Source organism: Bradyrhizobium sp. WSM3983 (genome assembly GCF_000473045.1).
In the GTDB taxonomy this organism is placed as follows: domain Bacteria; phylum Pseudomonadota; class Alphaproteobacteria; order Rhizobiales; family Xanthobacteraceae; genus Bradyrhizobium.
Map to the genome: position 1 here is coordinate 412,781 of NZ_AXAY01000001.1, position 13,006 is coordinate 425,786.

Annotated in this window: 11 protein-coding genes; 2 read left to right on the top strand and 9 right to left on the bottom strand. The window is 64.7% G+C overall.

What is annotated here, in order from left to right:
• Positions 1 to 2: 2 nt before the first annotated feature.
• The 3 genes from YUA_RS0102020 to YUA_RS47670 form a co-directional block, all read right to left on the bottom strand.
• Positions 3 to 1,475, bottom strand: a complete 1,473-nt coding sequence (locus tag YUA_RS0102020; protein WP_027529139.1) for a cell wall hydrolase — start codon at positions 1,473 to 1,475, stop codon at positions 3 to 5.
• Positions 1,476 to 1,959: 484 nt separating this feature from the next.
• The gene (gene ppdK / locus YUA_RS0102025) at positions 1,960 to 4,881 is read right to left on the bottom strand and encodes a pyruvate, phosphate dikinase (RefSeq protein WP_027529140.1); all 2,922 of its coding nucleotides are present in this window, start codon (positions 4,879 to 4,881) and stop codon (positions 1,960 to 1,962) included.
• 96 nt (positions 4,882 to 4,977) lie between these two features.
• Complete coding sequence (locus YUA_RS47670; RefSeq protein ID WP_084291949.1) at positions 4,978 to 5,133, bottom strand: DUF3096 domain-containing protein; 156 nt, start codon at positions 5,131 to 5,133, stop codon at positions 4,978 to 4,980.
• A gap of 224 nt (positions 5,134 to 5,357) precedes the next feature.
• Here YUA_RS47670 and YUA_RS0102035 point away from each other — a divergent pair, with 224 nt between their 5' ends.
• Positions 5,358 to 5,711 carry a DUF1236 domain-containing protein gene (locus YUA_RS0102035; protein WP_027529141.1) on the top strand — a complete coding sequence of 118 codons (354 nt, stop codon included), beginning with the start codon at positions 5,358 to 5,360 and terminating at the stop codon, positions 5,709 to 5,711.
• Positions 5,712 to 5,977: 266 nt separating this feature from the next.
• On the opposite strand, the gene glyS is transcribed toward YUA_RS0102035, so the two are convergent.
• From glyS to YUA_RS0102070, 6 genes are all read right to left on the bottom strand, one after another.
• Positions 5,978 to 8,077, bottom strand: a complete 2,100-nt coding sequence (gene glyS, locus YUA_RS0102040) for a glycine--tRNA ligase subunit beta (RefSeq protein ID WP_027529142.1) — start codon at positions 8,075 to 8,077, stop codon at positions 5,978 to 5,980.
• Positions 8,077 to 9,012, bottom strand: coding sequence for a glycine--tRNA ligase subunit alpha (locus YUA_RS0102045; RefSeq protein ID WP_027529143.1), 936 nt, complete (start codon positions 9,010 to 9,012; stop codon positions 8,077 to 8,079). The genes glyS and YUA_RS0102045 overlap by 1 nt, the downstream gene beginning before the upstream one ends.
• A gap of 206 nt (positions 9,013 to 9,218) precedes the next feature.
• On the bottom strand, positions 9,219 to 9,410 hold the full coding sequence (locus YUA_RS0102050; RefSeq protein ID WP_027529144.1) for a hypothetical protein: 192 nt from the start codon (positions 9,408 to 9,410) through the stop codon (positions 9,219 to 9,221).
• 106 nt (positions 9,411 to 9,516) lie between these two features.
• Complete coding sequence (locus YUA_RS0102055) at positions 9,517 to 10,425, bottom strand: S49 family peptidase (RefSeq protein WP_027529145.1); 909 nt, start codon at positions 10,423 to 10,425, stop codon at positions 9,517 to 9,519.
• A 216-nt stretch (positions 10,426 to 10,641) separates the two neighbouring features.
• Complete coding sequence (locus tag YUA_RS0102065) at positions 10,642 to 11,409, bottom strand: tRNA1(Val) (adenine(37)-N6)-methyltransferase (protein ID WP_027529146.1); 768 nt, start codon at positions 11,407 to 11,409, stop codon at positions 10,642 to 10,644.
• Positions 11,402 to 11,629, bottom strand: a complete 228-nt coding sequence (locus YUA_RS0102070) for a DUF2007 domain-containing protein (protein ID WP_027529147.1) — start codon at positions 11,627 to 11,629, stop codon at positions 11,402 to 11,404. Before YUA_RS0102070 ends, YUA_RS0102065 begins: the two co-directional genes overlap by 8 nt.
• A gap of 129 nt (positions 11,630 to 11,758) precedes the next feature.
• Between YUA_RS0102070 and YUA_RS0102075 the strand changes: the two genes are divergently transcribed.
• Positions 11,759 to 12,766, top strand: a complete 1,008-nt coding sequence (locus tag YUA_RS0102075; RefSeq protein ID WP_027529148.1) for a polyprenyl synthetase family protein — start codon at positions 11,759 to 11,761, stop codon at positions 12,764 to 12,766.
• Positions 12,767 to 13,006: the final 240 nt, after the last annotated feature.

Here is a 13,006-nt window from a genome sequence, read left to right on the forward strand (position 1 = left end):
GGCTACCGCCGCTCGGTCGCGCCCATCTCGGCTGAGCTCTTGGCCTCCTGGACCAGCTCGGCCGAGAGCGCGGCGGTCTGCGCCGGCGTGCCCCAGCTCGGCTCCTCGCTGCCGTCGCCCCAGTTGCGCGGGCGGTAGAAGGTGTGCACGCCGAATTTGTACATTTTCTTCATCTCGGCGACCCAGGACGGACGCACCCAATAGGCGTGGTAGTGCGTCGACTTGCCGACTTCGGGCAGCCAGATCTGGCCGTCGAGCATCGCCTTCGAGATCTTCCTGGCGCGGTCCCACATCTCGGGCTCGCGGATCACGTCGGGATTGTTATCGCAGGCGAAGGTGAACTGGCAGGCGAAATGACGGTACTTGTTCTGATAGACCACGCCGCACACGGTGTCCGGATATTTGCCGGAGAACACGCGGTTCATTACGACTTGCGCGACCGCGATCTGGCCGCGCACGGCCTCGCCGCGGGATTCGAAATAGACCGCCTCGGCGAGGCACTTTTCCGACTTCGCGCGAGACTTGTCGTCGAGCGCCAGCCGCTCCGCCGGCGATTTGGCGCGCTGGTTGTCTGCGTTGACCTCGCCCTTCGGCGCGACGCTCTCGCCGCTCTCGGTCGTGCTCGCGACATCCTCGTTCGGCGGCGACAGCGAGGCCAGCTTCATGTCGGGGTCGGGCATCACGATCAGCGGCTCTGCACCCGGCTGCCAGCTCTCGATGCTCTCGACAGTGCCGCCGATCGAGGAACTGCCGAAGAACAGGTTCGACGTCTTGACGCTGAAGGGATCGTGCGGCGGGGCGGCGAGCGTCGCCTGTTTCAGCGCGTTGAGCGGCTGGGCTGCGAACGACAGCGCATTGTCGGCGGCCTTCGGCGGATTGGCATATTGCGGCAGAGGCGGCGCGCGCATCGCCTCCTGGAGCTCGGGATCGAGCGCTGCCGCGGACTCCGGCGACATCGCTTGCGACTGCGCCACAGGCAGCTGACCCGGCAGTTGAACCGTCTTGGCGCCGAACACGGAGCTGTTGGAGGTCGCCGGATCTTGCTGAGCAGGAGCGGCGGACGGCGCGCCCGTTTCTGGAGTCGCCGCGGGCGTCACGGTGGCAAGGCGATCGCCCTTCAGCGCGCGATCGACCTTGGGGAAGTCGGAGGCCTGGTAACGCGTCGGCGCCTGGAGCGCCGGATTGCGCGAGATGGAACCGGTGACATCGCGGCCATCGAGGCTCGCGAGGCGAACCAGCGCACTCTGCGGCACTGACGTTCCGATCGGACGCGAAAAGCTGTAGGTGGCAAGCTGAATGGACGAAGCCGCAGAAAACACCTGCTTCTGCCAGCGCTCGGCAACGCCGGGCTGACGCGCCAGCAGCGAGCCTATGTCCTGATAGCCGGTCTCTCTCGGCATCAATGCGAAGATGCAGAGACCGATTCCGAAGGATGCGAACCGCGCACCCTTCGGATGGTTGCGCAACACTGACATCGATACGCTCACGCTACGCTTACACCAGAAAAATCGAGCTGCAGTACATCCGTGCAATTCGATCTTTATCGTGAGTATCCAATTTAGGTTGCCGGGGCGTTAACCGGCGTTGCGCAGCCGACACACTCAAGCGATGTCAGGTGTTTTCACGGGGGCGTTTGCGTGCGTGGTAAATGCGGGCTGATGTGAAGCGGTAAACGTCTGGTCAACGCGAATGGTGAAGGAACTCTTGCTGATCGTTCTTGCGCGCGCGTACCATTACGGGACGTGAGGTTCCGCTGTTGCGACAACCACTGCTGTCATGCCCCGGCTGTCCGGGGCATCCAGTACGCCGCGGCTTCTGCGCACAGTCACAAACGCCTCGGCGTACTGGATCGCCCGGTCAAGCCGGCCGATGACAGCGAGTATGTGGCCAGAGCATCGCTTCAAATCAAAAGAGGCGGGGTTTGGCCCCGCCTCTCGCAACTCGATCCTGCGCTTCGACTTACGCCTGGCTCGCAACCGCCTTGCCGAGCGCGGCTTGCGCCGCCGCGAGGCGGGCGATCGGCACGCGGTAGGGCGAACACGACACATAGTCGAGACCGACATTGTGGCAGAAGGCGACGGAGGCCGGATCGCCGCCGTGCTCGCCGCAGATGCCCATCTTGAGCGAGGGACGGGTCTTGCGGCCACGGGCGACGCCGATCTTGACGAGCTCGCCGACGCCTTCCTGGTCGAGCGAGATGAAGGGATCGATCGAGAGGATGCCCTTCGTCACGTAGGGACCGAGGAAGCTTGCGGCGTCGTCGCGGCTGATGCCGTAGGTCGTCTGCGTCAGGTCGTTGGTGCCGAACGAGAAGAAATCGGCGCTCTCCGCGATCTCGGCCGCGAGCAGGCAGGCGCGCGGCAGCTCGATCATGGTACCGACCTGATAGGTGAGCTTGGTGTTGGTGTCGCGCATCACCGCTTTTGCGGTGGAGTCGATGCGCGCCTTGACCAGGTCGAGCTCGGCCTTGGTCGCGATCAGCGGCACCATCACTTCGAGGCCGACGGCCTTGCCGGTACGCTTCTCGGCTTCGACTGCAGCCTCGAAGAGCGCGCGTGCCTGCATCTCGGCGATTTCAGGATAGGCGATCGCGATGCGGCAGCCGCGGAAGCCGAGCATCGGATTGAACTCCGACAGCTCACGCGCACGGTCGGCGAGACGCCGCGGATCGGTGTTCATGGCGCGCGCCACTTCCTCGACCTCGGCATGGGTGTGCGGCAGGAACTCGTGCAGCGGCGGATCGAGCAGACGGATCGTGACGGGCAGGCCCTTCATGATCTCGAACAGCTCGACAAAGTCGGCGCGCTGCATCGGCAACAGCTTTGCAAGCGCAGCACGGCGCGACTGCTCGTCCTCGGAGAGGATCATCTCACGCACCGTGCGAATGCGCGTCTCCTCGAAGAACATGTGCTCGGTGCGGCAGAGGCCGATGCCTTCCGCGCCGAACTTGATCGCGGTGCGCGCATCCTCCGGCGTATCGCCGTTGACGCGGACGCCGATCTTGCGGACCTGGTCGGCCCATTTCATCAGCGTGCCGAACTCACCGGAGAGCTCCGGCTCGATCATCGGCATGCGGCCGGCCAGCACCTGACCGAGCGAGCCATCGATGGTGATGACGTCGCCGGCCTTGTAGGTGCGCGAGCCGATGCTCATGGTGCCGCGGCCGTAATCGACGCGGATGGTGCCGCAGCCGGAGACGCAGGGCTTGCCCATGCCGCGCGCGACCACGGCGGCGTGCGACGTCATGCCGCCGCGGGTGGTCAAGATTCCTTCGGCGGCGTGCATGCCGTGGATGTCTTCGGGGCTGGTCTCGATGCGGACCAGGATGACCTTGCGGCCGTCGCCCTGGAGCTTGGCCGCTTCGTCCGAGGAGAACACGATCTCGCCGGAGGCCGCACCGGGCGAAGCCGGCAGGCCGGTCGCGATCACGTCGCGCTTGGCGTCGGGATCGATGGTCGGATGCAGGAGCTGGTCGAGTGAGGCGGGATCGATCCGCATCACCGCTTCCTTCTTGGTGATCAGGCCCTCATTGGCGAGCTCGACAGCGATACGCAGCGCCGCTTTCGCCGTGCGCTTGCCGCCGCGGGTCTGCAGCATCCACAGCTTGCCCTGCTCGACCGTGAATTCCATGTCCTGCATGTCACGGTAGTGCTTCTCGAGCTGTGTATAGATCCGCGTCAGCTCCTTGAAGGCCTCCGGCATCGCCGCTTCCATCGACGCCTTGTCGGAGCCGGATTCCTTGCGCGCCTCTTCGGTGATGTCCTGCGGCGTGCGGATGCCCGCCACCACGTCCTCGCCCTGCGCGTTGATCAGGAACTCGCCGTAGAGCTTGCTTTCGCCGGTCGAAGGGTTGCGCGTGAAGGCAACGCCAGTCGCCGAGGTCTCGCCCATGTTGCCGAACACCATGGCCTGCACGTTGACCGCGGTGCCCCAGGACTCAGGAATATCGTGCAGCTTGCGGTAGGTCACCGCGCGCGCGTTCATCCAGGATGAAAACACCGCGCCGACCGCGCCCCAGAGCTGGTCATGCGGATCCTGCGGGAAGTCCTTGCCGGTTTCGCGCGCGACCGCGTCCTTGTACTTGCCGACCAGATCGACCCAGTCCTCGGCGGTGAGGTCGGTGTCGAGCGTGTAGCCCTGGCTGTCCTTGAAGGTGTCGAGGATTTCCTCGAAGTGATGATGCTCAAAACCGAGCACCACGTCGGAATACATGGTGATGAAGCGGCGATAGCTGTCATAGGCGAAGCGGCGGTCACCCGAGAGCTCCGACAGCGCTTCCACGGTCTCGTCGTTGAGGCCGAGATTGAGCACGGTGTCCATCATGCCCGGCATCGAGGCACGCGCGCCGGAGCGCACCGAGACGAGCAGCGGGTTCTTGGTGTCGCCGAACACCTTGCCGGTCAACTTGCCGACATAGTCCAGCGCCTTCTCAACCTGCGACTGCAATTCCTTCGGATAGGATTTGTCGTGGGCGTAGAAATAGGTGCAGACCGAGGTCGGGATGGTGAAGCCCGGAGGCACCGGCAGGCCGAGATTGGCCATCTCGGCGAGGTTGGCGCCCTTGCCGCCGAGCAGGTCGCGCATCTCCGAGCGGCCCTCGGCCTTGCCGTCACCGAACGTGAAGACCCACTTGCCGGCCGGGACCTTGGCCGGCGCCGCCTTGGCGGCAACCTTCGGAGCAGCAGCCTTTGCGCCAGGCTTGGCCGCCGGCTTCGCAACCGGCTTGGCAGCAGCCTTTGCTGCGGGCTTGACGGCGGCCTTGGCGATTGGCTTCGGAGCGCTCTTGGCAAGCGCCTTGCGGGCCGCCGGCGCGGCCTTCGCCTTGGCGGAGGACTTTGATTTCGCTGCAGTTTTAGAAGGCTTCGAGGCGGCTTTGGCCATAGCTTGCACACAACCTGCGAGAGGAATGGGAAATCGCGCGCCTTACACCACTTTGGGCAGGCCCGCGCAAGTCGAAGAGTTCCGGAAAATGAAGGCCTAGAGATGGAGCCACTTCAATAAACCGAGCCCGATCGCACCATTGATGATGAGAAAGATCGCAACGATCAGGTTGAGAAGGCGCGGCATGATCAAAATGAGCACACCCGCGATCAGCGACAGGATCGGCGAGATGTGGGCGATGGTGAGATGCATGAAAAGTCTTCCTGTGGCGTGAGGCGAATCGCGGGCGGATCATAGCGGACTGGGTTCCGCGGGTAGAGACGCGCCAGGGGCCTCGCGAGTTCCCGGCTTCGCAAAAACTGCCCGAAATTGCCGCGTATGCGGCAGCTCTTTTCCGGAACATCGCGCGCGGGGCAGCATTGGCAACCGGTCGCGCCAGTGGCGCTTCCCGAAAAAACTTGTCGAAGGAGTTTTCCATGCGGAACAGGATTCTTGCCCTTGCAGCGCTCGCGGCCGCGATCGGCTCGCCCGTCGCAGCGCAGGCGCAAACCGGGATCACGGTGGGACGCGCGCCAGCCGTGGTCGATAGCGGGCCGACGATCGCGGTCGAACAACGGCCGGCTTTCCGCGACTATGTCGTCGAGCAACGTGTCCCGGCCTTCAGCATTCCAGATCGTGTGACCGTTGGCGCCATCTTACCCGAAACCGGCATCACCTATTATGACGTGCCGCAACGTTTCGGCGCGACGACCTATCGCTACACCGTCGTGAACGGCGAGACCGTGCTGGTCGAGCCGCGCTCGCGGCGCATCGTCGAGGTGATGAACTAGCGCATTTTAGGGACCAACTAGATGTCCGGCGCGTCACATCAATCAGGCTGACGCGCATCGCGTAGTCGGACATCAGGCCCCGCCCGATCTTCCCCCCGCCGGGCGGGGCTTATTTTATCTGCCTGTGTCCCGGCCGCGGCGCAGCGCGTAGCGGTGCGACGCAGAGCCGGGACCCAGAATCTTTCTATCTTTCTGCGGCGAGCATGGGCCCCGGCTCTGCAGCGCACCGCCAAGTGGCGCTGCGCTGCGTCCGGGGCGCGAGAGCCTCAATCCTGGATCTTCGAGAAGTCCGCCACCGCACGCGTGGCGCTGCGGATTTCGTTGAGCAGCTTCAGCCGGTTCTCGCGCACCTTCGCATCGTCGTCGTTGACGCGCACCTTCTCGAAGAACGCATCGACCGGCGGACGCAGCTTGGCCATCGCACTCATCGCGGCGGCAAAGTCTTCCCTCGCGACGGCAGCGCTGGCTTCCGCCTTCACCTCGCCGATCGCCTTCGCCAGCGCCTTCTCCTCGTCGAGACTGTAGAGCGCAGCATCCGGCGCACCGTCGAAGCTGCGCTTGTCTTTCTTCTCCTCGATGCCAAGGATGTTGCTGGCGCGCTTGATACCGGCGAGCAGGTTCTTGCCGTCGTCGGACTCGAGGAATTTGCCGAGCGCCTCGACGCGGCGGACGATCATCAGCAGATCGTCCTGGCCGCCGAGCGCGAACACGGCGTCAACGAGATCGTGGCGCGCGCCCTGCTCGCGGAGCTGAACCTTGAGGCGGTCCGCGAAGAAGGCGAGGAGATCGCTCGGGAGCTTCTGTGCCTCCGCAGCCCTCACCGACAGGCCGACGAGCGCGGACGCGGCTACCTTCGTCAGAGACAGACGTAGCGCGTTCTCGGCGATCAAGCGAATGACACCCAGCGCCGCGCGACGCAGCGCATACGGATCCTTGCTGCCCGTCGGCTTCTCATCGATAGCCCAGAAGCCAGCGAGCGTGTCGATCTTGTCCGCGAGCGCCACCGCGACGCTGACCGGATCGGTCGGTACACGATCGGCAGGCCCTTGCGGCTTGTAATGCTCTTCGCAGGCGGCCGCGACGGAGGCATCCTCGCCCTGCGCCAGCGCGTAGTACTTGCCCATCAGGCCCTGCACTTCCGGGAATTCGCCGACGACCTCGGTCAGCAAATCCGCTTTCGCCAGATGCGCGGCCCGCGTCGCCTTGGCGACATCGGCACCGACCAGCGGCGCGATCTCGGCGGCGAGCCGCTCGATGCGCTTGATGCGCGCGGCCTGCGTCCCAAGCTTCTCGTGGAACACGATCTGCTCGAACTTCGGCAGCCGGTCCTCGAGCTTGGTCTTCAGATCGGTTTCGTAGAAGAACTTCGCATCCGACAAACGCGGGCGGATCACGCGCTCGTTGCCGGCGACGATGACCTTGCCGCCGTCGGCCGCCTCGATATTGGCGGTGAGGACGAACTTGTTGGTCAGCTTCCCGGTCTTGGGATCCCTGACCACAAAGCACTTCTGGTTGTTGCGGATGGTGGCGCGGATCACCTCGTCCGGGATCGCGAGATATTCCGGCTCGAACGATCCCATCATGACGACAGGCCATTCGACGAGGCCCGAAACCTCGTCGAGCAACGCCTGATCCTCGACCAGCTCGAACCCTTGCGCGAAGGTCAGCTCCTTGGCATCGGCAAAGATGATGTCCTTGCGCGCCTGCGGATCGAGGATGACTTTTGCAGCCTTCAGCTTCGCCTCGTAGTCCTCGAAGCGACGCACGGAGATCGCGGCCGGCGCAATGAAGCGATGGCCGTAGGTGGTCTGGCCCGTCTCGATGCCGTCGACCGAGAATTTCACGACATCAGGCTCTTCGGTCTCGAGACCGAACGTCGCGGTGATCGCATGCAGCGGACGCACCCAGCTCAGCGAGCCGGGCTTGCCCGAGCGCGCGCCCCAGCGCATCGATTTCGGCCAGGGGAAGGTGCGGATGATGACGGGCAGGATTTCCGCGAGCACGTCGATCGCGTCGCGGCCGGCCTTCTCGATCAGCGCGATGTAGAAGTCGCCCTTGGGGTCGCGCTGGATCTTGGCCTCATCGAGCGACTTCAAGCCTGTCGCCTTCAGAAAACCCTGCACGGCCGCATCGGGCCCGCCGACTTTCGGTCCACGCCGTTCGGTCTTCAGATCGGGCTGGCGCGCAGGGATGCCGTGCACGGTGAGCGCAAGACGGCGCGGCGTCGCAAACGCCTTGGCGCCCTCGTAGACGAGGCCTTCGGCGACGAGCTTGTCGGTGACCAGGCGCCGCAGGTCGTCGGCCGCCTTGGCCTGCATGCGCGCAGGGATTTCTTCCGAAAACAGTTCAAGCAAAAGATCGGGCATCAGGCCGCTCCGCCCGCTTCAGTATGGATCCAGGCCTCGCCGCAGGCCTTGGCCAGCTCGCGCACCCGGAAGATGTAGCTCTGACGCTCGGTCACGGAGATCACGCCGCGCGCGTCGAGCAGGTTGAAGACATGGCTCGCCTTGATGCACTGGTCATAGGCGGGCAGTGCCATCAGGTGCTCTTTGCGATTGCCTTCGCGCCAGCCCGCGTCGAGATATTTCCGGCAGGCCGCTTCCGCCATCTTGAACTGCTCGAACAGCATCGCGGTGTCGGCGACTTCGAAATTGTGCTTCGAATATTCCCGCTCGGCCTGCAGGAAGACGTCGCCATAGGTGACCTTGGCATCGCCTTCGCGGCCGTTGAAGTTGAGATCGTAGACGCGGTCGACGCCCTGCACATACATCGCAAGCCGCTCGAGCCCGTAGGTGAGTTCACCCGCGACCGGCGCGCATTCGACGCCCGCGACCTGCTGGAAATAGGTGAATTGGCTGACTTCCATGCCGTCGCACCAGCACTCCCACCCCAGGCCCCAGGCGCCCAGCGTCGGGCTCTCCCAATCGTCCTCGACGAAGCGGATGTCGTGCACAGCGGAATCGATGCCGATCGCGGCGAGCGACCTCAGGTACAGCTCCTGAAGGTTCGGCGGCGACGGCTTCATGATCACCTGGAACTGGTAGTAGTGCTGCATCCGGTTCGGATTCTCGCCGTAGCGGCCGTCCTTGGGCCGGCGCGAGGGCTGCACATAGGCCGCGTTCCAGGGCTTTGGCCCGAGCGCGCGCAAAGTGGTGGCCGGATGGAAGGTACCCGCGCCCATCTCCATGTCGTAAGGCTGCAAAATCACGCAGCCCTGCTCGGCCCAGAACCGCTGGAGCGCGAGGATAAAACCCTGGAACGAGCGCTCCGGGCGCATATGGGCGGGCAATGAGGCGTCCATCGTCAGATCAGGCTCTCGCGGGGGTTTTGAATCGCGCGGGACCGTATCGACGGCGGGGGTGGGAATCAAGGCAAAGGGGCGGATTCGGGCTTAACGACTGCCGTAGGGTGGGCAAAGCGAAGCGTGCCCACCATCGTCACCACCAATGCCGAGAGGATGGTGGGCACGGCGCAAGAGCGCCTTTGCCCACCCTACGGCAGCGTTTCCTAGCCCGGCCGATAGGCCCCGGTCACGGGGTCACGCTTCAGCGTCTGGATATTCCCCACATGGGCGGCCTCGGCCACGCGCGACAGGCGCATCTCCTCGAGCTCTTGGTTGACCCTGAGTGCGGTCTTGTAGGCCCAGCGGACCACGGCAAGCCCGCCCAGGACGCCCGCGAAAGCGACGAACGGCGGCATCTGACGATCCTTGTCTAGTTGCTCAGCCCCCAAGCGCATTCTTGCGCAGACCGGGCCGCGCCGCAATTGGCTCGGCCCGGACCAAATGGCGCGGGAGCGGCTCCGGCTAGAACCCGAATTTCGCCCAAATCGCCCGTGTTTCGATCGCCGAGATCAGCTCGTCCGGCAGGCCGGCCATTGATTCCATGGCCGAAAGCTGGCCGGCACCGGGCGATTTCCGCCCTAACAGGCCGGACAGCAGACCGGACGGCTGCGCAATCACAGGGGTGAGAACCTTCTCGCCGTAGCGGGCACGAAGAGTTGAGCGGATATCGCCGATGCCGTCGGCGAGCCCCAGCGCGATCGAACTCTCGCCGGCCCAGTACTCTCCGGTGAACAGGGTGTCGTCCGCGCCCTTCAACCGCGCACCGCGGCTTTCCTTCACCAGCGTGATGAAGATCTGGTGGATCTCGCGCTGAAGCGCCTTCAGCTTGGCGACGTCGTCGGGGTTTTCCGGGAGGAACGGATCGAGCATCGCCTTGTGGGCGCCGGCCGTGTAGAGCCGCCGCTCGATGCCGAGCCGCTTGATCGCCTCCTGGAAACCAAAAGTGCCGCCGACCACGCCGATCGAGCCGAGGATCGAGGACGGATCGCAAAAAATCTCGTCGCCGGCGCAGGCGATCATGTAGCCGCCGGAGGCTGCGACGTCCTCGACGAACACCAGCACTGGCAGCTTCTTCTCCGCCGCAAGCTGCTTGATGCGCAGATAGATCTGGCGCGACTGCACCGGCGAGCCGCCCGGCGAATTGATCACCAGCGCCACCGCCTTGGCATTGCGGACCGAAAATGCCCGCTCCAGCACGCGGGCGACGCCCGCAAGCGTCATGCCCGGGCGCAGCGGTGTCACCGCGCCGATGACGCCCGCAAGCCGCACTACCGGCACCACCGCCGTGCCCGGGCGGAAGCGCGCCGGCAGATATTGCAGCAGCTTGTCGGCCAGGCCGGAATTTTCGCGATCGTTCAATTGTTCGGCCATGCCGTTACCTCTGATTAACCATTTCTTATCACGCGACTGTCATTGGAAGTGCCTGGAACGTGTTTTGCAGATTCCTTGTTGGGAAGCTGCAATGAAGCAGCGGAGGAAATGCCATGAAGATCTATCTGCTGTTGATGCTGATCGGCGCGCTTTTCACGGCTATCCGCTTTACGTCCCCGCAGGAACAGCAGTCGGAATCGCTTCCGCAGTAAGTCGTCACGACTCCGCCAGCGGCAAGACCGCCCTCCCCTCCAGAATATTCCTCACCTCTTTTTTGGGCACGCGTGACTCATCATTGAGCATGAGGCCCGGCAGTAATCGCAGCGGTGCCCGGCCGCCCTTGACGGCGCGCACCAGCACGCGGATCGCAGGCCTTCCCGCTTCGCCATGAACCGGCAGGATCGACACGCTGCCGAAGCCGCGCGACAACGCTGCCAGAACCTCCGCGATGCCATCCGCGCGCCAGATCAGGGTCAGCACACCGTTCGATCGGAGGATGCGCCGTGCTGCATGCACCCAAGCATGCAGCGTCGCCTCGGTCGCAACATGCGCGGTGTGACGCGCCTGGTCCGGCGAGCCGCGGTGCCGCGTGGAATCATTGAAGGGCGGGTTCATCAAAACGCAGTCCGCACTGTCGGGCATGAGCCCATGTGCCGCAAAAGCCTGCGCATCCGCCGTCACGTCGAGCACAATCACCTCCGTGGTGATCGCATTCGCGGCCGCATTGGTGCGCGCGAGCCCGGCCAGCTCCGGATCGATCTCGACGAGGCAAAGATCGACCCCGGCCACGCGCCGGGCCAGCGCCAGCCCGGCCGCGCCGATTCCGGCGCCGAGATCGACCACACGATCGCCAGCGCGGGCCTCGGTCGCCGCCGCAAGCAGGATCGCATCGTGTCCGGCGCGGTGGCCGGAGCGCTTCTGCTTGAGCAGCAGCTGCCCGCCGAGAAAGGCGTCCTCGGTGAGATCTGTGACGACGTCAATCATCGCCGCGCAGTTCGTGGCTGAGCCCGGCCTCGGTCAGGAGTTGCCGGGCCTCGATGGCGTCGTCCTCATGGACCAGGATCCGCCGCGGCAGGACGCCGAGCGAGCCCTCGATGATGCTCATGTTCTGGTCCAGCACCAGATGATGGATGTTGGCGCCGTCGAGCAGCGCGCCGATCGCCGACACCAGCACGATATCGTTGGTCCGAACCAGTTCACGCAAACGAGCCTCCTGCCTGACGGGGGTTGAGCGGCAAATGTCAATGGTTCCACAGGCCTTGCCGCATCCCTGTCCAGTTTCTATTGTCTTTCCATCAGAATAGCCCTTCCGGGGCAAATATTGGAGACCGGCGTGGCCGTCATCGTACCTTTCGAAACTCCCGGCGCGTCGATCGAAGAGCTGGTTGCCCTTGTCGCCGGTGACATGGAGCGCGTCAACGCCACGATCCTGTCGCGGACCGGCTCCGACGTGACCATGATCCCGGAGGTGGCCAACCATCTGATCTCCTCCGGCGGCAAGCGGCTGCGGCCGATGCTGACGCTCGCCATGGCCAATCTGGCCGGCTACACTGGCGACGGCCATATCAAGTTGGCTGCCTCCGTCGAGTTCATGCACACCGCCACGCTGCTTCACGACGACGTCGTCGACGAGAGCGAGATGCGCCGCGGCAAGCTGTCGGCGCGCATGCTCTGGGGCAATGAGGCCAGCGTGCTGGTCGGGGACTTCCTGCTCGGCCAGGCCTTCCGCATGATGGTCGAGGTCGGCTCGCTGCGCGCGCTCGACATCCTCTCTGCTGCCGCCGCCACCATCGCCGAGGGCGAGGTGATGCAGCTCGCCGCCGCCAAGAACACCGCCACCACCGAGGACGAATATCTCGCCGTGATCCGCGGCAAGACCGCCGAGCTGTTCGCAGCCGCCTGCGAGGTCGGGCCCGTGATCGCCAACCGCCCGAAGGCCGAGCAGACTGCCTGCCGCTCGGTCGGCATGAATCTCGGCATCGCCTTCCAGCTCGTCGACGACGTGCTCGACTATGGCGGCAAGAGCGCAAAGCTCGGCAAGAACACCGGCGACGACTTTCGCGAGGGCAAGATCACGCTTCCCGTGGTGCTGGCCTTCCGCCGCGGCAATGACACCGAGCGCGCGTTCTGGATCAAGGCGCTCGAGCGCGGCGAGATCGGCGACAGCGACCTCGATCACGCCCTCGGGCTGATGAACAAGCACCGCGCACTCGAGGACACGCTGAGCCGCGCCCAGCACTACGGTGCCATGGCGGTCGACGCGCTGGCGCTGTTCCCGTCCTCGCCGATGAAGAGCGCGCTGGAGCAGGTGGTGGCGTTCTGCCTGGCACGGTCGCATTAGGGCTTCGGGCACACTGTTAGCCAAACACTCGGTGTCGTCCCGGCGAAGGCCGGGACCCATATTCCGTGATCTATCGGTCGGCCGAGGTGTGTGTACCGCCCGAAGAAATCTTCACCACCAGTCTTCGCCAAACGTCTCCCTGTGGTTATGGGTCCCGGCTTTCGCCGGGACGACGCCGGTGAGATAGCTAACCACTGCATCCATACCGTCATTGCGAGCGCAGCGAAGCAATCCAGTCTG